This window comes from Citrobacter sp. RHBSTW-01013, from assembly GCF_013781985.1.
GTDB classification, from domain to species: Bacteria; Pseudomonadota; Gammaproteobacteria; order Enterobacterales; family Enterobacteriaceae; genus Citrobacter; species Citrobacter braakii.
On record NZ_CP056185.1, the window covers coordinates 3,858,958 to 3,882,237 of the forward strand.

Annotated in this window: 20 protein-coding genes; 7 read left to right on the forward strand and 13 right to left on the reverse strand. The window is 57.1% G+C overall.

Annotation, left to right across the window (positions count from 1 at the left end):
• The first annotated feature begins 327 nt into the window (after nucleotides 1–327).
• Nucleotides 328–1,302, forward strand: coding sequence for a porphobilinogen synthase (gene hemB / locus HV350_RS18620; protein ID WP_016151991.1), 975 nt, complete (start codon nucleotides 328–330; stop codon nucleotides 1,300–1,302).
• 78 nt (nucleotides 1,303–1,380) lie between these two features.
• Here the strand turns inward: hemB and tauD are convergent, their stop codons facing one another.
• The 4 genes from tauD to tauA are packed head-to-tail and all read right to left on the reverse strand — an operon-like array spanning nucleotide 1,381 to nucleotide 4,800.
• Nucleotides 1,381–2,232 (reverse strand): taurine dioxygenase, encoded by an 852-nt coding sequence (gene tauD / locus HV350_RS18625; RefSeq protein ID WP_181629102.1) that lies wholly within the window; start codon nucleotides 2,230–2,232, stop codon nucleotides 1,381–1,383.
• Nucleotides 2,229–3,059, reverse strand: coding sequence for a taurine ABC transporter permease TauC (gene tauC / locus HV350_RS18630; protein WP_181629104.1), 831 nt, complete (start codon nucleotides 3,057–3,059; stop codon nucleotides 2,229–2,231). The genes tauD and tauC overlap by 4 nt, the downstream gene beginning before the upstream one ends.
• Nucleotides 3,056–3,823: a taurine ABC transporter ATP-binding subunit gene (tauB, locus tag HV350_RS18635; RefSeq protein WP_103928963.1), complete on the reverse strand. Its 768-nt coding sequence runs from the start codon at nucleotides 3,821–3,823 to the stop codon at nucleotides 3,056–3,058. Before tauB ends, tauC begins: the two co-directional genes overlap by 4 nt.
• Before the next feature lie 14 nt (nucleotides 3,824–3,837).
• Nucleotides 3,838–4,800 (reverse strand): taurine ABC transporter substrate-binding protein, encoded by a 963-nt coding sequence (gene tauA, locus HV350_RS18640; RefSeq protein ID WP_049042255.1) that lies wholly within the window; start codon nucleotides 4,798–4,800, stop codon nucleotides 3,838–3,840.
• Nucleotides 4,801–5,056: 256 nt separating this feature from the next.
• Here tauA and HV350_RS18645 point away from each other — a divergent pair, with 256 nt between their 5' ends.
• From HV350_RS18645 to fbpC, 6 genes are all read left to right on the forward strand, one after another.
• Complete coding sequence (locus HV350_RS18645) at nucleotides 5,057–5,686, forward strand: response regulator transcription factor (RefSeq protein ID WP_075847357.1); 630 nt, start codon at nucleotides 5,057–5,059, stop codon at nucleotides 5,684–5,686.
• The gene (locus HV350_RS18650) at nucleotides 5,686–7,227 is read left to right on the forward strand and encodes an MASE1 domain-containing protein (protein ID WP_053389831.1); all 1,542 of its coding nucleotides are present in this window, start codon (nucleotides 5,686–5,688) and stop codon (nucleotides 7,225–7,227) included. Before HV350_RS18645 ends, HV350_RS18650 begins: the two co-directional genes overlap by 1 nt.
• A gap of 85 nt (nucleotides 7,228–7,312) precedes the next feature.
• Complete coding sequence (uhpC, locus tag HV350_RS18655; RefSeq protein WP_047357663.1) at nucleotides 7,313–8,617, forward strand: MFS transporter family glucose-6-phosphate receptor UhpC; 1,305 nt, start codon at nucleotides 7,313–7,315, stop codon at nucleotides 8,615–8,617.
• Entirely contained in the window at nucleotides 8,614–9,645 is a 1,032-nt protein-coding gene (locus HV350_RS18660) for an ABC transporter substrate-binding protein (RefSeq protein WP_016151983.1), read from the forward strand. Before uhpC ends, HV350_RS18660 begins: the two co-directional genes overlap by 4 nt.
• A gap of 69 nt (nucleotides 9,646–9,714) precedes the next feature.
• Nucleotides 9,715–11,793: an iron ABC transporter permease gene (locus tag HV350_RS18665; RefSeq protein ID WP_019076131.1), complete on the forward strand. Its 2,079-nt coding sequence runs from the start codon at nucleotides 9,715–9,717 to the stop codon at nucleotides 11,791–11,793.
• A gap of 11 nt (nucleotides 11,794–11,804) precedes the next feature.
• On the forward strand, nucleotides 11,805–12,851 hold the full coding sequence (gene fbpC / locus HV350_RS18670; RefSeq protein WP_016151981.1) for a ferric ABC transporter ATP-binding protein: 1,047 nt from the start codon (nucleotides 11,805–11,807) through the stop codon (nucleotides 12,849–12,851).
• A 69-nt stretch (nucleotides 12,852–12,920) separates the two neighbouring features.
• Here the strand turns inward: fbpC and mmuM are convergent, their stop codons facing one another.
• The 9 genes from mmuM to HV350_RS18715 all read right to left on the reverse strand — a co-directional run bounded on the left by mmuM (nucleotide 12,921) and on the right by HV350_RS18715 (nucleotide 23,088).
• The gene (gene mmuM, locus HV350_RS18675; RefSeq protein ID WP_094761417.1) at nucleotides 12,921–13,862 is read right to left on the reverse strand and encodes a homocysteine S-methyltransferase; all 942 of its coding nucleotides are present in this window, start codon (nucleotides 13,860–13,862) and stop codon (nucleotides 12,921–12,923) included.
• Nucleotides 13,849–15,252, reverse strand: coding sequence for an S-methylmethionine permease (gene mmuP, locus HV350_RS18680; protein WP_032946968.1), 1,404 nt, complete (start codon nucleotides 15,250–15,252; stop codon nucleotides 13,849–13,851). The genes mmuM and mmuP overlap by 14 nt, the downstream gene beginning before the upstream one ends.
• Nucleotides 15,253–15,526: 274 nt before the next feature.
• Complete coding sequence (gene mhpT, locus HV350_RS18685) at nucleotides 15,527–16,738, reverse strand: 3-(3-hydroxy-phenyl)propionate transporter MhpT (RefSeq protein ID WP_181629106.1); 1,212 nt, start codon at nucleotides 16,736–16,738, stop codon at nucleotides 15,527–15,529.
• 68 nt (nucleotides 16,739–16,806) lie between these two features.
• Nucleotides 16,807–17,820, reverse strand: coding sequence for a 4-hydroxy-2-oxovalerate aldolase (mhpE, locus tag HV350_RS18690; protein ID WP_181629108.1), 1,014 nt, complete (start codon nucleotides 17,818–17,820; stop codon nucleotides 16,807–16,809).
• On the reverse strand, nucleotides 17,817–18,767 hold the full coding sequence (mhpF, locus tag HV350_RS18695; protein WP_181629109.1) for an acetaldehyde dehydrogenase: 951 nt from the start codon (nucleotides 18,765–18,767) through the stop codon (nucleotides 17,817–17,819). Before mhpF ends, mhpE begins: the two co-directional genes overlap by 4 nt.
• A complete protein-coding gene (gene mhpD, locus HV350_RS18700) occupies nucleotides 18,764–19,573 on the reverse strand; it encodes a 2-keto-4-pentenoate hydratase (protein ID WP_016151974.1) in 810 nt (269 codons plus the stop codon). Before mhpD ends, mhpF begins: the two co-directional genes overlap by 4 nt.
• A gap of 9 nt (nucleotides 19,574–19,582) precedes the next feature.
• Complete coding sequence (gene mhpC, locus HV350_RS18705) at nucleotides 19,583–20,449, reverse strand: 2-hydroxy-6-oxonona-2,4-dienedioate hydrolase (protein WP_016151973.1); 867 nt, start codon at nucleotides 20,447–20,449, stop codon at nucleotides 19,583–19,585.
• A gap of 28 nt (nucleotides 20,450–20,477) precedes the next feature.
• Nucleotides 20,478–21,422 carry a 2,3-dihydroxyphenylpropionate/2,3-dihydroxicinnamic acid 1,2-dioxygenase gene (mhpB, locus tag HV350_RS18710; RefSeq protein WP_046275617.1) on the reverse strand — a complete coding sequence of 315 codons (945 nt, stop codon included), beginning with the start codon at nucleotides 21,420–21,422 and terminating at the stop codon, nucleotides 20,478–20,480.
• Nucleotide 21,423: 1 nt separating this feature from the next.
• On the reverse strand, nucleotides 21,424–23,088 hold the full coding sequence (locus HV350_RS18715) for a bifunctional 3-(3-hydroxy-phenyl)propionate/3-hydroxycinnamic acid hydroxylase (protein ID WP_181629111.1): 1,665 nt from the start codon (nucleotides 23,086–23,088) through the stop codon (nucleotides 21,424–21,426).
• Between the last annotated feature and the right edge of the window lie 192 nt (nucleotides 23,089–23,280).

Sequence of the window (23,280 nt, forward strand, 5' to 3'; positions counted from 1 at the left end):
AACTCATTCTTTCAATGAAATACCGCACAACACATCTCTGATGTATATAATTAACAAATAACTCACCACACACCCAAACAAATAAACAATAAATAAAGAAGAATTATCACCAGCCCTACACAAATAAACGCATCAATATTTAAAATAATAAAAACAGAAACAAGCAAAATAATGAATATAAATAACTTGCCATAAATGTGAATAAATTGCTCTAATGATTCAGCCTTCCACGATGGAAAATCCAGATATAACGCCAACTTTCGTAAACCACCCACCCTCAGGTTCGGGTATACTACGGCCTTCGATTCCACAAACATCAGGCATACCATGACAGACCTAATCCAACGCCCTCGCCGCCTGCGCAAATCACCTGCGCTGCGCGCTATGTTTGAAGAGACAACACTCAGCTTAAATGACCTGGTGTTGCCGATCTTTGTTGAAGAAGAACTCGACGATTACAAAGCTATCGAGGCCATGCCCGGCGTGATGCGCATTCCAGAGAAGCATCTGGCGCGCGAAATTGAACGCATTGCTAATGCAGGCATCCGCTCGGTTATGACCTTCGGCATTTCTCATCACACCGATGACACCGGCAGCGATGCCTGGAAAGAAGACGGTCTGGTGGCGCGCATGTCGCGTATCTGTAAGCAGACCGTACCGGAGATGATCGTCATGTCCGACACCTGCTTCTGTGAATACACCTCGCACGGTCACTGCGGCGTATTATGTGAGCACGGCGTTGATAACGATTTAACCCTTGCCAATCTCGGCAAACAGGCGGTCGTTGCCGCCGCTGCGGGCGCAGATTTCATCGCCCCTTCCGCCGCAATGGACGGCCAGGTACAGGCGATTCGCCAGGCGCTGGATGCCGCGGGCTTTACCGATACCGCGATCATGTCCTACTCCACCAAATTTGCCTCTTCTTTCTATGGCCCATTCCGTGAAGCCGCAGGTACCGCGCTGAAGGGCGATCGTAAAACCTATCAGATGAACCCGATGAACCGTCGGGAAGCGATCCGCGAATCGCTGCTGGATGAAGCCCAGGGCGCAGACTGCCTGATGGTCAAACCGGCTGGCGCATACCTCGATATTCTGCGCGATATCCGCGAGCGCACCGAGCTGCCGATTGGCGCTTATCAGGTCAGCGGTGAATACGCGATGATCAAGTTTGCAGCCCTTGCGGGTGCAATAGATGAAGAGAAAGTGGTGCTGGAAAGCTTAGGCTCGATCAAACGCGCTGGCGCGGATCTGATCTTCAGCTACTTCGCACTGGATCTGGCTGAGAAAAAAATCCTGCGCTAATCACTTTGTTGCCTAATGACGGCTTCGCTTTACCGGACCTACAGGTCGTAGGCCCGGTAAATGAAGCGTCTCCGATAATCATCCCGCCCGAAAAAACGGCTTGTCTCCCAAAATTGTCGCCCGGTGCATAATGCGCCGCTGGGGCAGATAATCCGCATTCGCATAATGCTGCGTCACGCGATTATCCCAAATCGCCACATCGTTGGGCTGCCAACGCCAGCGCACCTGGAACTCCGGTTTAGTGATATGCGCGAACAAAAAGCGCAGTAACGCCTCGCTCTCTTTTTCCGTCACATCGACAATTCGCGTGGTAAATCCTTCATTCACGAACAGCGCCTGCTTCCCGCTCACTGGATGCGTGCGCACCACCGGATGCAGCAGGGGCGGATGCTTTGCCACCGCCTCCAACCAGCGCTGATGCTCCTCTGGCGTCTGCCGGTATTTATATTCCTGGAAGGATTTACGAAAATCATGCTCTGCCTGCAGGCCGCTCAGCAACTGGCGAAACGGCTCAGATAATGCGTCATAAGCGGCAATCCCGCTGGTCCACAGGGTGTCTCCCCCTGTCGATGGCAGCTCTTTTGCCGCCAGAATCGCGCCCGCTGGCGGCGTGTCGATAAAGGTCACATCGGTGTGCCAGTTGTCGTTATCCGGCGGATTATCGTCATGAGTATCCAGCACGATAATCTCTTCAACCCCTTCGGCATGCGGATAGACAGGGTGAATATGCAGATCGCCAAAACGCAGCGCCAGCGCCCGCTGTTGTTGCGGCGTAATCACCTGCTCACGTAGAAACACCACCTGATGGCGCAGTACGGCGTGATAAAGCTGTTCAAACTGATTATCGCTCAGCGGGCGCGTCAAATCCGCACCGGTGATTTGTGCGCCAATGTTCGGCCCCAGCGGGGTAATGCTCAGACGTTCGCTCATTGTACTTCTCCATGCCAGGGCGTCAGGCGGCGCTGAAGCGCGCGCAGACCCAGTTCTAAAATAAACGCGATAACGGCAATCACCGCGATCCCCGCCAGCACCACATCCGTTGCCAGAAACTCACCGGCTGACTGCACCATAAATCCTAAACCTCGCGTGGCGGCAATCAGCTCTGCTGCCACCAACGTCGACCAGCCCACGCCAAGCCCGATACGCAACCCTGTGAGTATCTCCGGCAATGCCCCCGGCAAAATAACAAACCACAGCACCTGCGTACGGCTGGCTCCCAGCGACTGTGCGGCACGCACTCTCACCTGCTGCGCGCTTTTAACCCCCGCCAGCGCCGACATCGCTACAGGGGCGAAAATCGCCAGATAGATCAGCAGGATCTTGGAGGTCTCACCAATGCCAAACCAGATCACCATCAGCGGCAAATAGGCCAATGGCGGAACCGGACGATACAGTTCAATGATCGGATCGAGAATGCCGCGCATCGTCGGACTCAGCCCCATAGCGATCCCAACCGGAACGCCGAGCAGTACCGCCGCCAGCAGCGCGATAACAATACGCGTCAGGCTCGCCGCCAGATGCTGCCACAGCGTGGCATCCATAAACCCCTGCGGCCCGGCAATAACCATCAGTTTTTGCAAAACCTGGCCCGGCGGGGGTAAAAACAGCGGACTGATTAACTGCAGCGCCGCCACCGTCCACCACACCGCCAGAATGACGACCAGCGTACCGAAGCTTAAGGTAATCTGCCGCGAGAACGGCCAGCGCCAGTTCAGCGCGTGCTGGCGACGGGGTTTATCATTAATCACCACGCTCATGAGAATGCCTCCCGTTGTTCAAAGACACGACCTAACACATACTCGCGCATGGCGATAAACTGCGGGTCGGACTTAATGCTGCGGCTCGGCTCTCCGGCCACAAAGCGACGAGCGAAATTCAGCGGCAGACGCTCCAGTACCCGGCCAGGGCCTGGCGACAGCAATACCAGCTCCGTTGCCATAAAAACGGCTTCTTCAATATCGTGGGTAATCAACAGCACCTGTTTGCCAGTCTCATGCCACAACTTCAGCAGCAGGGTTTGCATCTGCTCGCGGGTAAAGGCGTCGAGCGCGCCAAAGGGTTCATCCAGCAACAACAGCTGCGGGTTGGCAGCCAACGCCCGCGCAATACCGACGCGCTGACGCTGACCACCAGAGAGCTGCCAGATAAAACGTTTTCCCGCATCCTCCAGCCCAACTTTCTGCAGCATCTCCCGCGCGATTCGTTGACGTTGGGGCTTCTCCATCCCCGCCAGTTGCAGCCCGAAGGCCACGTTGTCCTGCACGTTGCGCCAGGGCAGCAGGCCTTCGTTCTGGAACACAACCCCGCGCTCTGCGCCTGGACCTTCAACCTTGTTGCCCGCCAGCATAATGCTGCCATGCTGATACGGCACAAACCCGGCAATCAGATTTAACAGCGTGGTTTTTCCGCAACCAGAAGGTCCGAGTACCACCAGCAGTTCGCCGCTATCGAGCGTCAGGTTGATATCTTCCAGCACCGGTTTTCCACCGTAGCTGGCGGCAAGATGAGAGATTTGCAGCATCAGTGCCTCCTTATTTATTGCACGAAGCGATCGGTCACATACTGGCTGTAATCCGTCGCGACGGCGGGGACTTTGCCCTGCTCTTTGAGGAACTGCGCGGTGTCGATAATCGCTTTATTCACCGGGCCGGTTAGCTCAGCGGTTTGCTGTTGTGCCGTCAAATAGGTGTTACCTTTCACCAGGCCCGGCACATCCGCCTCCGGTACGCCACTCAAACGCGACAGTTTGCTGATATTCTCCGGCTGTTTCAGCCATTCATCGGGATTAGCGATATAAGGCTGCTGGGCGTCGATGGCGCTTTTGGCAAAGGCTTTCACCACCTCAGGATGCTTCTCGGCAAAATCTTTGCGCACCACCCACACGTCCAGCGTCGGTGCGCCCCACTCGCCAACCTGCGATGAGTCGGTTAATACCTTGCCATCTTTTTCCAGCGCGTTTACCGCAGGCGCCCAGACATAAGCACCATCAATATCTCCGCGCTGCCAGGCGGCAATAATCGCGGGTGGCTGCAGGTTCACAATCTCCACCTGCCCTGCTTTGATACCCCAGTGTTTCAACGCCGCCAGCAGGCTGTAATGGGTAGTGGAAATAAACGGCACGGCAATGCGCTTACCAATCAAATCTTGCGGTTTACTGATGTTTTTCTTCACCACCAGCGCTTCAGAATTGCCGAGTTTTGACGCCAGCAGGAAAACCTCAATAGGCACCTGCTGGCTGGCAGCGACCGCCAGCGGGCTGGAGCCAAGATTACCGATCTGCACATCACCGGATGCCAGCGCACGGACGATGCTCGCACCGCTGTCGAATTTGCGCCAGTCAACGGTAGCCCCGCTCTCTTTAGCAAAGGTGTTATCCGCCTGCGCCACTTTGGCGGGTTCAGCGGAGGTCTGATAAGCAACGGTGACGTTCACCGCCTGTGCCTGAAATGCGATGAATGCCAGTGCGGCAAGTAGTGCGTTACGCGATGAAATAGCCATGATTGTCTGCTCCCCTGTCTTGTTATGGGGGCAGTATTTCGTTGCGGCACAATTTGATAAAGGAATTAAAAATTCTGGCTAATAGCGATCTGTTTTTAGAAAAAAAGCGGCAATGCTTAGCCCGGAAATGCATTTGATTGCAGGCCGGCAAATTATTGCGATTTTGTTACATTCGTTACATATCCGCGCCACGGGGATTGCCAGCGCGGCGCTGGCAGGCATCATAGATGCCATTGTCAGGCAAGAGAGCAAGATCATGATTCATGTTGTGCTGGTGGATGACCATGTGGTGGTGCGTTCCGGCTTTGCGCAATTACTCAGTCTCGAAGACGATCTCAACGTTGCTGGCCAGTACAGCAGCGCGGCACAGGCGTGGCCTGCACTACTGCATGATGACGTCAACGTTGCGGTGATGGATATCGCCATGCCGGATGAAAATGGCCTGAGCCTGTTAAAACGACTGCGGGCGCAGAAGCCCGGTTTTCGCGCCATTATTCTCAGCATCTATGACTCACCCACGTTTGTGCAAAGCGCACTGGATGCCGGTGCCAGCGGTTATCTGACCAAACGCTGCGGGCCAGAGGAACTGGTGCAGGCGGTACGATCGGTTGGTATGGGCGGGCATTACCTGTGCGCCGACGCGCTACGGGCGCTACGCGGCGGCGAACAGCCCGCGCAGGTACTGGAGATACTGACCCCGCGCGAGCGCGAAGTGTTTGATCTTCTGGTCAAAGGCGACAGCGTAAAAGAGATCGCTTTCAAGCTCGACCTCAGCCATAAAACGGTGCACGTTCATCGTGCGAACGTGCTGGGCAAACTGCAATGCCACAGCACCATCGATCTGGTGCATTTTGCACTCGACCACCAGTTGCTGACGGGGTATTAATGTCACGCAGCCTTCGTCATGGGGTTATTTCTCTGTTTATTCTGCTGGCCTGGGGATCGGGCTGGCTGATGCTGTGGACGCTGGGGTTTTACCTGACCCACAACGGCCAGCAGGCAGCGCTATTCCTGCCGCACGGCGTCTATCTCGCCCTGCTAATCCTGCTTTCTCGCCGTTACTGGCCCGCGCTGGTACTGCCGCCGGTGCTGATGCTGTTCTGGCTGCACAGCGAGCAATTAGTGAATGGCTATATCCTGCTAGTTGCGCCGTTGATTAGCCTGATACCGGCGAGTATCGGCCAGTCATACTGGCACCGCTTCCCCCTTTACTGGCAGCGCTTAACGCTGCTGTTGGCCGCGGTGACGATCACGTCATTGCTCAATACCCTCCTGCTTTCACCGTTTATCCAAAGCCCGGCAACGTTAATTGGCCTGGCGTCGTTTACCGGCGGCGTGCTGCTGACGCCGTTTGTCTATCTGATCTATGAATTTCTGCGCCAGCAGCACCGCTATCATTTGCTTGGACTGGATACCACCAATCCCCCCCTGCGTACCTCGCTTATCATCTGGTGCAGTCTGTTTTTCATTATTGGCATAGGTACCCAGATGGTGCTGTCACCAGAGATCGAGCGCCTGCTGCTAATCGTGGTGTTCTTACCGAACGTGGTGATGGCGTGGAAATTTGGCTGGCAGGGCGGCGTGTTGTCCGGACTGCTCGGCAGCATGATGATCACCATCGCCCGGCAAATCGGCGTCGGGTTCAGCAATTTACTGGAGCTGGAGATTTTCCTCGCCACCCAGGCGCTGCTGGGCATAGGGCTGGGGATCGCTATCAGCCGCCAGCAGCATCTGGCGCAAAACCTGCACCATTATCGCCAGCGTCTGGAAGCCGAACTGGCAGCGCGACGCGCGCTGACCGAACAACTGATCCGCACCGAGGAAAATACGCGCAAAAGCCTGGCGCGGGAGCTACACGACGAAATTGGTCAGAACATCACCGCCATTCAAATTCAGTCGCAACTGGTCAAGCGCGCGCCGGGTCGCGAGCAAACGCTTGAAGCGGCAAATCAGATCAACGACCTTGCCCGGCGCATTCACCACTCCACCCGCCAACTGTTGCGCCAGCTGCGGCCGCCCGCGCTCGATGAACTGGCCTTTAAAGATGCACTGCATCATCTGGTGAATGAATTTGCCTTTGCCGAACGCGGCATTCGCTGTTGGTTTGACTATCAGCTTGAAAATACGCCAGAAAATGAAACGGTGCGTTTCACACTGTATCGCCTGCTGCAGGAGTTGCTCAATAACGTCTGTAAACATGCCGATGCCAGCGAAGTATCGATTACGCTGCGCCAGCAGGAACACCGCGTGTTTCTGCACGTCGCTGACAACGGTGTAGGTATTCTCGCAGAGAAAATCCCCGGGTTCGGTATCCAGGGGATGCGTGAGCGGGTCAGCGCCCTTGGCGGCGAACTGACGCTCGAATCGAACAACGGCACGCGGGTAATTGTTAACCTGCCCACAAATTTGCAACAAATCAGCCGTTAACCAGGAAAAAGTCTTAGTCACTGCGGACTTTATCTCATCCCATTTTGCTTTCACTTTCCTATAGTCAGCACAAACGGAGGCTGCCATGCATGCACGTGCATCACGCGAAACAGACCAACAATACCGGGCGCTACGCCCCCGGCTGCTGATGTGTATGGTGATTGGGTACGCCGCGTTTTATCTGACGCGCAAAAGCGTTAACTACGTCCTCCCGGCGCTGCAAACGGATCTGGGTCTGGATAAAGGCGATATCGGCCTGCTGGGATCGCTGTTTTATCTGACCTATGGCCTGTCGAAATTCACCGCCGGGCTATGGCACGACAGCCACGGACAGCGCGCGTTTATGGGCATTGGCCTGTTTGCCACCGGCGTTTTAAACGTGCTGTTCGCCTTTGGTGAATCGCTGACGCTGCTCCTGGTGGTCTGGACGCTGAACGGATTTTTTCAGGGCTGGGGCTGGCCGCCCTGCGCCCGACTACTGACTCACTGGTACTCGCGCAACGAACGCGGCTTCTGGTGGGGCTGCTGGAATATGTCGATCAACATCGGAGGGGCCATCATCCCGCTGATTAGCGCCTTTGCCGCCCACTGGTGGGGTTGGCAGGCAGCCATGCTGGCTCCAGGAATAATCAGCATGGCGTTAGGCATCTGGCTCACCCTGCAACTGAAAGGCACACCCCGGGAAGAAGGCTTACCCACGGTTGGGGAATGGCGGCAAGACCCGCTGGAGTTGCGTCAGGAGCAGCAAAGCCCGCCGATGGGGCTGTGGCAAATGTTGCGCACCACCATGCTGAAGAACCCGATGATCTGGCTACTCGGCGTGTCATATGTGTTGGTCTATTTGATCCGCATAGCGCTGAACGACTGGGGCAACATCTGGCTGACGGAAAGCCACGGTGTGAACCTGCTCAGCGCCAATGCCACGGTAATGCTGTTTGAAGTCGGTGGCTTGCTGGGGGCGCTGTTTGCCGGATGGGGTTCGGATCTGCTGTTCAGCGGTCAGCGTGCGCCAATGATTTTGCTATTCACACTGGGGCTGATGGTCTCCGTCGCCGCGCTGTGGCTGGCGCCGGTGCACCACTACGCGCTACTGGCAGTGTGTTTCTTTACCGTGGGCTTTTTTGTGTTTGGCCCACAGATGCTAATTGGCCTCGCGGCCGTGGAATGCGGACATAAAGCGGCGGCAGGTTCAATTACTGGTTTTCTCGGGCTGTTCGCCTATCTGGGGGCCGCGCTGGCGGGTTGGCCGCTGTCGCTGGTCATAGAACACTACGGCTGGTCGGGAATGTTCAGTTTGCTCTCGGTTGCCGCTGTCTTTATGGGTTTATTGCTGATGCCATTGCTCATTGCGGGCATTCCCCCTTCTCTCAGTCAAAGGATAAAACAATGAAACTGACGCTTACTTCTACCCTAATTGCCTCCGCTCTGACGCTGGCAGCCTTCAGCAGTGCAGCTCAGGCGCAGGGTCGTCTGGTGGTGTATTGCAGCGCCACCAACGAAATGTGCGAAACCGAAACCAAAGCCTTCGGTGAAAAATATGATGTGAAGACTTCATTCATTCGCAACGGCTCAGGCAGTACGCTGGCGAAAGTGGATGCCGAGAAGAAAAACCCGCAAGCGGATGTCTGGTACGGCGGTACGCTGGATCCACAGTCTCAGGCCGGTGAAATGGGGCTGCTGCAGCCGTATAAATCACCAAACCTCGAACAAATCATGGAGAAGTTTCGCGATCCGGCAAAAGTGAAAGGCAACCTCTCCTCGGCGGTTTATGTCGGTATTCTGGGCTTTGGCGTCAATACCCAGCGCCTGAAAGAGAAAAACCTACCGGTGCCAAAATGCTGGAAGGATCTGACCAAACCGGAATACAAAGGCGAAATCCAGATTGCTGATCCGCAAAGCTCCGGTACCGCCTATACCGCACTGGCGACTTTTGCCCAACTGTGGGGAGAAGATCAGGCCTTTGACTACCTGAAACAGCTCAACGCCAACGTCTCCCAGTACACCAAATCCGGCATTGCCCCGGCGCGCAACGCCGCCCGTGGCGAAACGGCTATCGGCATCGGTTTCTTGCACGACTACTCACTGGAAAAAGAACAGGGCGCACCGCTGGAACTTGTCTCACCGTGCGAAGGTACCGGTTATGAAATCGGCGGTGTCAGCATCCTGAAAGGCGCGCGCAACCTCGATAACGCCAAACTGTTCGTTGACTGGGTACTGTCGAAAGACGCGCAGGAGCTGGCGTGGAAGAAAGGTAAATCCTATCAGATCCTGACCAACACCACCGCCGAGACGTCCCCTAACTCGCTGAAGCTCGACGACCTGAAGCTTATCAATTACGACATGGATAAGTACGGCTCGACCGACGTGCGTAAAGCCCTGATCAATAAGTGGGTCAGCGAAGTGAAGATGGGTAAATAACCCCAGATTTGCGTTCATTTGCCGGATAAGGCCTTAACGCCATATCCGGCCTGAAATACCGGAACCGCTATGTCACACACACTTGCACTCCATCCCGTGAAAAAACGGGATGCGATATTTCTTTGGATTTTACTCGGCTGGCTGGCGTTTGCCCTGCTGCCGAGCTGGAGCCTGGACTACGGTCTGCTTGAGTCGACGCGCGAAGAAATTCTCGCCGCCTACGGCTGGTCACAGTTCAACATCAGTTGGCTCTGGTATCTGCTGCCAAGCCTGCTGCTGGTGCGCCCGTTCCATGAAGCCAGACGCGAACAGCGCAGCCGCCATTATTTTGACGCGGGCTGGGCGTTTTTCTGTATGGCGTTTATCGTCGCCAGCGCGACTATTGAGGGACGCGGCTTAGGCTATGCCACCATCGTGCTGTTTGTGGCACTTGGCGCGATCATGACCCTGGCGCTCACCCGTCTGGAATGGCTGGGCGGCGACCGTTTCGTCATCGGCTCGCTCACCGCGATTGTCGCGCTGATCGGTATTTTTATCGTCTGGCCAAGTATCGCTATTTTCATTCCGATGTTCACCAACGACGCCGGAGAATTTGCTCCGCTGGCGTTTATGAATGTGCTGTCGCAGGCGCATATCATTCAGGTGATCCTCAACTCGATTATGCTGTCGATTGCCGTCGGCGTCGGCTGTACCTTCTTTGGCCTGGTGCTGGCTATCTACACCACCCGTATTGCGAAACGCAGCGCCATTATCGGACGTATTTTCTCGATTCTGCCGATCGTCACCCCGCCGTTTGTTGTGGGTTTAGGCGTAACGCTGATGATGGGACGCTCCGGTTACATCACCGAATTTATGGTCGAATGGTTTGGTTTGACCAACACCAACTGGCTGTACGGTTTTACCGGCATCTGGCTGGCGCAGGTGCTGGCCTTCACTCCGATGGCGTTTATGATCCTCGACGGGGCGATCAAAACCATTCATCCGTCGCTGGAGGAGGCGTCATACACCCTGCGCGCCAGCCGCTGGCAAACCTTTAACGGCGTGTTTGTCCCGCTGCTAAAACCGGCGCTGGCAAACGCCTTTTTAATTGTGGTGGTGCAGTCGCTGGCCGACTTCAGTAACCCGCTGGTGCTTGGCGGTAACTTTGACGTGCTGGCAACGCAAATCTACTTCTACATCACCGGTTCCCAGCTCGACTACCAGGCCGCCAGTACGCTGGGTGCCTTCCTGTTGCTGTTCTCGCTGCTGGTGTTCTGCGTGCAGTACATGTGGATTGGTAAACGCTCGTACGTCACCGTTTCCGGTAAATCCTATCGGGGCGACGTGCAGCCGCTGCCGGTAACGCTGGTATGGAGCGTGGTCGCGCTGCTGGCGGTGTGGATTGCCTTTAACGCCCTGCTCTACGGCAGCATTTTCTACGGCAGTTTCACCGTAAACTGGGGCGTGGACTACACCCTGACACTGGCGAACTTTACCAAACTGTTCGGTCAGGGAATGAGCGACGGCGCGTGGCCTTCACTGCTCGACACCCTGCTCTACGCCGGGATTGCCGCGCCGATCACCGCCATCTTCGGCCTGCTGATCGCATGGGTTGTGGTGCGTCAGCAGTTTAAAGGCAAAAAGACCATCGAGTTCACCACTATGCTGTGCTTTGCCGTTCCGGGCACCGTAGCGGGCGTATCGTACATTCTGGCCTTTAACAGCGCCCCGGTATACCTCACCGGCACCGCCGCCATCGTGATTATCTCAATGGTGATGCGTAACGTCCCGGTCGGTATCCGGGCGGGCATTGCGGGCTTAGGCCAAATCGATAAATCGCTGGATGAAGCCTCGCTCAGTCTGCGCGCCGGTTCCCTGCGCACCATTACGCATATCCTGTTGCCGCTGCTGCGCCCGGCGATCCTCTCAGCGCTGATCTACAGCTTTGTGCGCGCCATTACCACCGTCAGCGCCATTGTGTTCCTCGTCACGCCGGATACCCGCGTGGCCACGGCCTACATCCTGAACCGCGTAGAAGACGGCGAATACGGCGTGGCGATTGCCTACGGTTCCATTTTGATCGTGGTGATGCTGGCGATTATTTTCATCTTTGACTGGCTGATCGGTGAATCACGTACCTCCCGTTCAAAAGCCAAAAACCAGGCGTAATGGAGCGCACTATGACTCAGAAAAATTTCGTTGAACTGCGCAACGTCACTAAACGATTTGGCAGCAACACGGTTATCGACAATATCAATCTCACCATTCCGCAGGGGCAAATGGTAACGCTGCTCGGCCCGTCCGGCTGCGGTAAAACCACCATCTTGCGTCTGGTTGCCGGGCTGGAAAAACCGAGCGAAGGACAAATTTTCATTGATGGCGAAGACGTTACCCATCGTTCTATTCAGCAGCGCGATATCTGTATGGTGTTTCAGTCATATGCCCTGTTCCCGCACATGTCGTTAGGGGAGAACGTCGGTTATGGCCTGAAGATGCTCGGCGTGTCGCGCGCGGAGGTGAAAACCCGCGTCAAAGAGGCGCTGGCGATGGTGGATCTGGAGGGATTTGAAGACCGCTTTGTCGATCAGATCTCCGGCGGTCAGCAGCAGCGCGTGGCGCTGGCCCGTGCGTTGATCCTCAAACCGAAAGTGCTGCTGTTTGATGAGCCGTTAAGTAACCTGGACGCCAACCTGCGTCGCAGCATGCGCGACAAGATCCGCGAGCTGCAAAAGCAGTTTGATATCACCTCGCTGTACGTCACCCACGATCAAAGCGAAGCCTTTGCGGTTTCCGATACCGTACTGGTGATGAACAAGGGACACATCATGCAGATCGGCTCGCCGCAGGATCTCTATCGCCAGCCCGCCTCCCGCTTTATGGCGAGCTTTATGGGCGATTCTAACCTGTTCCCGGCCACCTTCAGCGACAGATACGTTGATATCTACGGCTATCATCTGCCGCGCCCACTGCACTTTAGCGATCAAGGCGAGGGCATGGTAGGCGTGCGCCCGGAAGCGATCACCCTCAGCGACCGCGGCGAAGAGAGCCAGCGCTGCGTGATCCGCCACGTCGCGTATATGGGACCCCAATATGAGGTCACGGTGGAGTGGCACGGACAGGAGATTTTATTGCAGGTCAACGCTACGCGTCTGCAGCCGGACGTCGGCGAGCAGTATTATCTCGAAATCCATCCGTACGGCATGTTTGTGCTGGCGGATGCGGCATAAAGTGTTACCCATGTTTCCGGTTCATACCGTATCGCCATCTGGCAAAAATGCCCGATGGCGGCTTACGTCTTATCGAGCCTGAACTTGAACTTTTAACGCGGCAATATCCGCGGGCGTGGTGCGACAGCACCCGCCAATCAATCGTGCGCCAGCGGCCTGCCACTGTGGCAGATAATCCGCCAGTTGCGCACAAGACTCACCGTGATGATGCCAGGTTTTGCTCGCGGCATCGTACTGCTCGCCCGAATTCGGATACACCACCAGCGGCAGCGCCGTTAAGCCGTGTAAATGCTGCAACGCAGCGGTGGTGTTTTCCAGCGCAATGCAGTTAATGCCTAACGCCACCACCTGCGGATAATCCGCCAGCAACGCGACCACGTCACGCAGCGGCGTACCGTCGCTCAGATGCTCGCTGTCACGCAGAGTAAATGAGAACCAGGCACGTGCACGCGGGTACGCGGTCAACAGCTCAGCCAGTGCGCCAATCTCGACAAAATTCGGCAGAGTTTCGCAGGCCAGCAGATCGGCCCCGGCATCCAGCAATGCTTCCACGCGCGGGCGATGAAACGCCTGGAATGCCTCGGCGCTGCGCTGGTAATCGCCACGGTATTCAGAGCCGTCCGCCAGATACGCGCCGTAAGGTCCGACAGATCCCGCCACCAACAGCGTGCCCGCTTGCGGGTTCTCTGCCAGATACGCTTCACGCGCTTTACGCGCCAGCTCCACGCTTTTGCCAATCAGCGCTTTCGACTGCGCTTCATCCAAACCACGCGCGGCAAAGCCCGCCGGTGTCGCCTGATAGCTGGCGGTGATCGCGCATTGCGCCCCCGCCCGGTAATAATCAAGATGCACTTCGCGGATAAGCTCCGGGTTTTCTACCAGCACTTTGGCTGACCACAGGCTGTCGGCTAAGTTACACCCTCGCGCTTCCAGCTCCGTCGCCATCGCGCCATCCAGTAACAGGACATCCTGTTTCTCAAGGAGAGCGCGTAACGGATTATTCTGCGACATGTTCTGGCTCCTGTTTTGCGTTACGGGGTTGAGTAAGGAAATATGCACCATAGCACAACGCAACAAACGGTAACCCGCACCACAACGCAATTCTCTGCGCTGGATCGAATGCCAGCCCCACACAGGCCACCAGGCACAACACAAATCCCAATACCGGCACCAGCGGATACCACGGCGCACGATAATGTAATGCACTCAATGCCTTACCCTGTTGCAGATGACGGCGGCGAAAAACAAAGTGCGAGGCGCAGATGCTCAGCCACACCGCCACCACCGCAAACCCGGAGATTGCCGACAGCGCGACAAATACCGTGTCCGGAGCCACCACGCTGGAAAACAACGCCAGTACGCCGCCGAGCATACTGACCGACAGCGCCGTCAGCGGCACGCCGTTTTTCGTTACTCGCGCAAAACAGGCTGGCAGCGTACGTTCATTCGACAGCGACCAGAGCATGCGCCCGGAGGCATACAGCCCGGAGTTCGCCGCAGAAAGAATGGCTGTCAGGATCACGAAGTTAAAAATATCGGCGGCGTACGGAATACCTACCTTCTCAAACACCAGCACAAACGGGCTTTTCTCCACGCCCGCCTGCTGCATCGGGATCAGCGCCGCCAGCACAAACACGGTGCCGATAAAGAAAATAATCAGTCGCGCGATGGTGGTACGAATCGCCACCGGGATCACCTTGCGCGGATTTTCCGTTTCACCGGCGGCAATACCGATAAGCTCAGTTCCCGAAAAAGCAAAGTTCACCGCCACCATAGTCATCAGGATCGGTAAGCCGCCATGCGGGAACCAACCTTCCGCTGTGATATTACTCAGCCCCGGCGCGGGCGAGCCATCCTGCATCGGGATAAAGCCAAAAATCGCCGCCCCACCGAGGATAATAAAGGCGATGATAGTGACCACTTTCACCAACGAGAACCAGAACTCCCCTTCGGCAAAAAAGCGCGTGGAGATAACGTTCAGGCCAAAAATAATCACACAGAACACCACGCACCAGACCCATACTGGCACCAACGGAAACCAGTACTGCATACAGAATCCGGCAGCGGTAAAACTCGAACCAAGCGCCACGGTCCAGGTCAGCCAGTAGAGCCAGGCCACGGTATACCCCGTCGCCGGGCCGAGATAGCGCGCGGCATAGACGTGAAACGCCCCGGTCTCCGGCATCGCGACCGACAGCTCGCCCAGACACTGCATAACCAGCCAGACCACCAGCGCGCCAATCAGATAGGCCAGCAGCGTTCCCGCGGCCCCGGTAGTGGAGATGATGTAGCCGGTATTGAAGAATAACCCTGTGCCAATCACGCCGCCTAAGGAGAGCATAATCAGGTGACGCGTTTTCATCGTGCGCTTCAGTGGCGCATTTTGTTGTGTTGTTTGCATATAACCTTCCAAACGTATGGACATCTAAACATCCAAAGAAGGTGTGTTATACCGCGTTTGTTAACACAATGCAAAATCAACCCTGCACCAGACGCAGATGACCGCGCCGGGCGCTTAATATCGGGTGGGGGTTAATTATCAAATATAAAAAGGGCCGCCAGCTCATAACGCCTCCGTTGCCAGGCTTTACATAAACTCTGGCAACGTCATCGCCGGCTGGCGTTCACCCGGAAGTGGGAACCGTATCTCCCCACTCATACAACCGAACGATTGTTTATGAGCCACTGGTCGGGATCGGCATCTGCGATTTACGGCTCATCAGGAAAAATACCGCCAGCCCTGCCAGTAAAATGCCCGGCGCAGAAGCTGCCATCACGCCTACCGTTCCAGTGCCGAGCGCTAACATTTTTCCTGCCAGCAGCGGGCCGCTCATCGCCCCCAGACGCCCAACGGCGACGGCGGTACCCACGCCTGTCGCGCGGATCTGCGTACTGTAAAACAGCGGAGCCAGCGCATACAGCACGCTTTGTCCTCCAGTGGCAAACATCCCCGCCACAAATCCAGCCATCAGCATACCGCTCAATGACGACACCGTCCCCAGCGCCAGCAGCGAAGCCAACATCCCGGTGTAGATCAGAAGCGACATGACCACCGGGCGCAGTTTGTCCATTAACGCCCCGAGAATTAACGTGCCGCTGGCCGCACCGATTTGCAGAGCAAACATCACGCCAGCCGCCTGCGAGGGCTGAAAGCCCTGCTCCACCAGCAGCATCGGCAGCCAGTTGATCAGCATATACACCACCAGCAGGGTGAAGAAATAGCACAACCACAGCAGCAGCGTGGCTGTGGCGGTAGCAGGTGCGAACAGGGCGCGCAACGGCGCGGCGGCCACCTGTGTTTGCTGGGCATAAACCTGTGATTCTGGCAGCCAGCGCATCAACAACGGCACCAGCAGCAGCGGGATCACTCCGCCAACCCAGAACACCGTTTGCCAGGCGGCGGCCAGACCGCTAAACCCGAGCGCCGCCGCTAACGCCGCGCCAATCGGCACGCCGCAGTACATCAGACTCACCGACGTACCGCGAAAACGGGGGCCCGCCGCTTCGGAGGTCAGCGCGATCAGATTCGGCAACGCCGCGCCCAACCCGACGCCGGTCATCAGACGGGCAAACACCAGCGACGAGAAATCCCAGGAAATCGCCGTCGCCAGCGAGAACAGGCCGAACAGCGCCACGGAGGCAATAAGAATACGCTTGCGGCCATAGCGATCGGCCAGCATGCCGCCCACCAGCGCGCCGGGCAGCAGCCCGAGAATGCCCGCACTGAAGATCCAGCCCATCTGCATTTTATCCAGCGAAAATGCCTGGGCGATACCGACAGCAGCGATCCCGGCGGCCTGTAGATCCAGCCCTTCCATCAGGGCAACTAAAAAGCAAAGCCCGACGGTTAACGTCAGGCGGTAAGATGTGGGGGTACGGGTAGTCATAAGATGTACCTCTGAGGTCACGATGCAGGTGAGTCGCGGCTGATACGTTGCCAGCCGCGTAATCATTTTTATTTGCTATTGCGCAGATCCAGCGCCACGTCGACGATCATATCTTCCTGGCCGCCCACCATTCGGCGTTTGCCCAGTTCAACCAGAATATCGACCGCGCTCAGGCCATAACGCGCCGCCGCCACTTCGCAGTGACGCAAGAAGCTGGAGTACACCCCGGCATAGCCCAGTGCCAGCGTTTCGCGATCCACCCGCACCGGACGGTCCTGCAATGGACGCACCAGATCGTCGGCGGCGTCCATCAGCGCATACAGATCGGTGCCGTGCTGCCAACCGAGCTTATCCGCAGCGGCGATAAACACTTCCAGCGGCGCGTTGCCCGCGCCAGCGCCCATACCCGCCAGGCTGGCGTCGATACGGTCGCAGCCCTCTTCCACCGCGGCAATCGAGTTCGCCACGCCGAGACTCAGGTTGTGATGCGCATGCATTCCGGTTTCTGTCTCCGGCTTCAGCACCGCTTTCAGGGCGCGGAAGCGGGCGCGAATATCGCTCATATTCATCGCCCCGCCGGAATCGACCACGTAGATACACGTCGCGCCGTAGTTTTCCATCAGCTTCGCCTGCTGCGCCAGATTCTCCGGCGTGGTCATATGGCTCATCATCAGAAAGCCGACGGTATCCATGCCGAGCTCACGCGCGTACTGAATATGCTGGGCCGACACGTCCGCTTCAGTGCAGTGGGTCGCCACACGCACCACTCGCGCGCCGGCCTGATACGCGTTTTTCAGGTCATGAAGAGTGCCGATGCCCGGCAGCAACAGCGTGGCGATCTTTGCGTGTTTGACCACGTCTGCTGCCGCTTCAATCCACTCGAGGTCGCTGTGCGCGCCAAAGCCGTAGTTAAAGCTGGAACCTTGTAAACCGTCGCCGTGGGCCACCTCAATGGAATCAACCAGCGCATCGTCCAGCGCTTTGGCAATCTGGCGCACGTTTTCCAGCGAATACTGGTGACGAATCGCATGCATGCCGTCGCGCAGGGTCACGTCAGAGATATAGAGTTTTTTACCGTTCATGCTGCTTCTCCTGCCTGACGGGTGAGTGACTGCGCCATCTGCTCAGCGGTCGCCAGCGCGCTGGAGGTCATAATGTCGAGGTTGCCCGCGTAGGCGGGTAAATAGTGCGCCGCACCTTCCACTTCCAGATACACCGCGGTTTTCAGCCCGGAAAACTGACCAATACCCGGCAGATTCACCGGTTTATCCTCCGGGATGACTTCAAACTGGACGCGCTGTTTCAGGCGATAGCCTGGCACATACGCCTGCACCGCCGCCGCCATGTCATTAATCGACGCTTCAACTTCAAGCTGGGAGGCCGCTTCGCTCAACACATACACCGTGTCGCGCATCATCAGCGGCGGCTCAGCCGGGTTAAGTACGATAATGGCTTTGCCTTTGGCCGCGCCCCCCACCACTTCAATCGCCTTCGAGGTGGTTTCGGTAAACTCGTCGATATTGGCTCGGGTGCCCGGTCCCGCAGATTTACTGGCGATCGAGGCGATAATTTCGGCGTAATGGACTTTTGCCACGCGAGAAACCGCCGCCACCATCGGGATGGTCGCCTGCCCGCCGCAGGTCACCATATTGACGTTCTGCTGGTTAACGTTGGCCTCCAGATTCACCACCGGGACGCAGTACGGGCCGATCGCTGCGGGCGTCAGGTCGATCAGACGGATCCCCGGTTTTACGGCGCGCAGCGCGGCGTCATTTTTCACGTGCGCGCCCGCGCTGGTGGCATCAAACACGATGTCAATGTCAGCGAATTCTGGCATCGCAAGAAGCCCCGTCACCCCTTCATGGGTGGTGGCAACGCCCATACGCCGGGCGCGTGCCAGACCGTCGGATTGCGGATCAATCCCCACCATCACCGCCATCTCCAGACGTACGCCGCGACGCAGAATTTTAATCATCAAATCGGTGCCGATGTTGCCAGAGCCGATAATGGCGACTTTACGCTTACTCATGACTGACTTCCTTTTGTAACCGCCGCTGAAAAGGTGGCGGCAACTGAACCAATACCGTCGATATGGGCTTCGAAACGATCGCCCGCATTCACCGCCACCATCGGGCCTAACGCCCCGGTGAGAATAATGTCCCCGGCACGCAGCGGCTCGCCGAGGCTGGCCATTTTGCGCGCCAGCCACACGGCGGCGTTGATCGGATGTCCCAGACATTCGCTACCGCGCCCGCTGGAAACCTCTTCGTTATTGCGCGTCATTTTCATCGCGCAGTTTTTCAGATCTAATCCTGCAGGACGCTGTGCCGGGCCGCCGACCACATACACGCCACAGGAGGCGTTATCCGCCACGGTATCAACAAACTTGATCGACCAGTCACGAATACGGCTGCCGACCACTTCCAGCGCAGGTAGCACCCACTCGATGGCGTTGTACAGCTCGTCAAAGGTGGTATCGGCATTGGGCAGATCGCGGTTCAGCACCAGCGCAATCTCCGCTTCAATACGCGGTTGTAGCACGCGGGCAAACGCAATGGTGTCGTTGTCGCCGTAGCACATGTCGGCGAACAGCGTGCCGAAGTCCGGCTGATCGACGCCCAGCTGCTGTTGCACTTTCGGGTGCGTCAGCCCCACTTTGCGCCCGACGACGCGACGCCCTCGCGCCACGTCATACTGCACATTGATACGCTGAATGGCGTAGGCCGCTTCGGCGTTATCCACGCCGATCAGTTCACGCAGCGGGGCGATAGCGTCCCCTTTTTCCTCAGCCTGACGTAAATCGGCGGCTAACTGCTCAAGATTAAGATTCGTCATGTCCGTTCCTTAAGGGCGTGCGAGGAAGTTCAGCACCAGCTGGTTAAAAGCATCCGCATGTTCCCACTGTGCCCAGTGCCCGCAGTCGCGGTAGATGTGCAGCTCAGACCCGGCAATCCCGGAGAGCAGGCGCAGGCCGGCGTCCATCGGCACGAAGCGGTCGTTGCGTCCCCAGACAATCAGGGTCTGGGCTTTGATTTCCCCCAGGCGCGGGCTGAAATCCGGAAACTGTTTCGGGTTGGCTTCAAGGCTGTGGACAAAGTTTTCCAGGTGATCGCGACGCGACAGCATGTTATTCAGACGCGCCTCAAACAGCGCCTCGGTCAGGTCGCTGGTGTCGAAGACAAAGATCTCCATCATCAGCTTCAGGTTCTCAATGGTCGGTTCGCGGTACAGCTGATTCAGGCGCTTGATGCCTTCGGTCGGCATCGGGGTAAACAGGCTCATGCCCCCCGTCCCGCCGCCCATCAGCACCAGCTTGCCCACACGCTCCGGCCAGCTCAGGGTGAACGCCACGGCACTGTGGCCCCCCATCGAGTTGCCCAGCAGATGGATTTTCTGAATATCCAACTGATCGACCACGCTTTTCAGGATGCGAGCATTAAGATCGGATCGCGAACCGCGGTTAACGATGCCATCGCTTTTGCCCCAGCCAGGACAATCCAGCAGGATCACCCGGTATCCAGCCTCCACCAGCGGATCGATATTGCGGCTGAAGTTCGCCCAGCCCGTCGCACCCGGACCAGATCCATGCAACAGCACGACGGTCTCTTCGCCCTGCCCACAGTCATTGAAATGCACGCGCAGCGTTTCGCCTGCTTCCTGCACCTGCAGAAAACGACTGGTTGCGGCTTCGGTTTGCGGTTGGTAAGTCATGATGTTCTCCTGCATATTCAGTTCTGTTTCAGTTCTGTGTGGTGGCGCTCAGGGAGCCGAATCCAGCGATCCACTCTGGGATCGGGCGGTAATAACGGCCTTCGCTGCGCCAGTTGCCAAAGGCAGAAATAGCGGCGAAGGCAGCAACCCAGGTTTTAACTTCGTGCGTTGATTTGCCCGCCATCGCGGACAGTTCTTCGTTACTGACCGCGTCCAGCTCCTGCAAACGCCCCTGTTCAAGCAGCGTCATAAAGCGGTTATCCCAGACAGGGTTAAGCGGATGCAGCGTGTGTTGATCGGCCACAAACTTCTCGGCGGCGCTGATCACCCGCTGCTGGCGCAGCTCGCGCTCGTTTTCAGGTAGTTGTTTGCCGCTGCCGAGCAGGCGGTCGCGCATATGGGCATCAGCCTTCGCCAGCTCCGGGACCGGCGGCTGATGTGACAGGCCACCGGAGCCTAAAAACAGCACACGCTGATTCAGCGAGCTGGCGAATCGGCCAATCGCTTCACCGAGCATGCGGGTACGCTGAAAGCCCGGCAGCGGCGTGGCGACGCCGTTAATAAACACTGGCAGCACCGGCACGTTATCCAGACCACCGAGCAAAAACTCCAGCGGCTGCGCGAAGCCGTGATCGACCTGCATGTTGTAGGACACGGCGAGATCGATGCCGCTTTTCATTACCGCGTGGGCGCAGGCTTCAGCGAGATCTGTCGGCACCGGCAGTTCCCCCGCCGCGCTACCGAAATCGCCGATCGCCGTAGCGCCTACGCCTAAACAGAACGGCGGCATCACGTCGTAGAAAAATCCGTTGTAGTGATCGGGGGCAAACAGCACCACCAGTTCAGGGTCGAACGCCGCAATACGTGCCCGGGCGCTGGCGATCACACCGTTAACCTCGTCGAGCACGGCCTGCGCCGGGTCGACGTAACCCACCAGCGGCGAGTGGGAAAGACAGTGAAGATAAGCGTGCATATCAGGCCACCTTTTCAGCGGGAATGTGGGCATTAACGCGGGTGAGCGTCATCACCGACGCCAGTTTATTCAGGGTACTACCCAGGGTGTGTGGAATGGCGATGGCGGCCACAAAGCGGTCCGGGCGTATCACCACCAGCGCGGCGTTGTGCTGGGCAAACCACGCGCGCAGGCGGTTTTGCGTATCGCCAATGCGGGTAACGCCGTCGTGGTTATCCTGATCGGTTTGTATCTGTGTATCCGGCACCACCTGGATAAACTGTGTCCCCAGCGCCTGCCACTGTTGGATCTGCGCCTCGCTCATGCCCCACAGCGGGTTACAGCCCCAACCGATCACCGCGAAATTCGGTCCGATGACGTTGTCGAGCAGCGTCACTTCACCTGATTCCAGCGTTACCTTCGGCTGGATAAACATCTTGCCAACGGGGGAGGTTTTCGCATCGCCTTCACGCACCAGCGCCCCAACGTGGTACTGCGGCATCGGCTTAAAGCGCATTTCAAGGAAGTAGCGTTTGACCGGCGGAATGTAGTTCAGCAGCCAGGAAACCCCGTCGCGCACCGCGCCGTGCCAGCGTTTCGGCGGCGCAAGTACGTTGCCTGCGGTCACCGAGAGATCGATCATCGCTTTGGCGTGGTCGCGGCGTTCCTGCTGGTAGGTATCCAACAGCGCATCACCGGCTTTACCCTCAATCACCAGCGCCAGTTTCCACGCCAGATTGAAGGCATCGCGCATGCCACTGTTGTACCCCTGCCCCTGCCAGACCGGCATAATGTGCGCCGCATCGCCCGCCAGCAGCACGCGGTCAATGCGAAAACGTTCGGCCAGACGTGCGTTATGGGTATATACGCGCTGGCGGATCAGCTCGACGTTGTCCGGGTTCGGCAGCACTTTGCTCAAAAGCTGGCGCATATTCTGCGGTTCGCTGAGCTGCGCTTCGGTTTCCCCTGGCATTACCATAAATTCAAAGCGGCGCACCGCGTGCGGCAGCGCGGCGGAGACATACGGGCGCACCGGATCGCAGCACAGATACACATGCGGCGTGCTGAGCGGATCGTTAGCGATATCCACCACAATCCACTGATTCGGCGCGGTTTTGCCTTCAAATGGCACATTCAGCGAACGTCTGACGTTGCTGGCCCCACCGTCGCAGGCCACCAGCCACTGAGCTTTCACCGTTTCACGCTGGCCATCCGGCGCCTTCAGGTTCAACGTCACTTCACCATTTTGCTGGCTGAAAGCTTCCAGTTCGCGGGAGAACAGGCAGCGCACGTTGGGAAAACGCGACAGCCCTTCCAGCATCACCGCGTCCACCTGCGGCTGAATAAACGCGTTGCGGCGCGACCAGCCAAATTCGTCGGTCATCGGCTGGATATCAGCAAAACAGCGCCCTTTCGGGGTGAGAAAGCGCATCGCATGCCACGGCGTGGTGTGCGGCAGAACATTTTCGACCAGACCGACGGACTGCATGGTGCGCAGCGCTTCATCGTCAATGCCGATAGCGCGAGGATAGTCGATAAGGGTATCGAGCTTCTCCACCACCAACACCTCAATGCCCATCTGGCCAAGATAGTTCGCCATCATCAGCCCTACCGGACCGGCTCCGGCAATCGCTACCTGCACGGTGTGCTGCACAGCGGGTTGGATATCTGGATTTATTGTTGTCATTTCAGAACCTCACTACTCGGACAAAATGCAATTGCAGACCCTGGTGAGGCGCAATTGTTTTTTTGTTAAAAGAATGTGAATAATTTTTTATTGTGCGGTCAGTATAGAAGTGAGTTTTTGCGCTACAATCAAAACATGCCTGGATGTGCACTAAGTGCACAACGTTGTTTTAACTGTATATTTATCAATAAA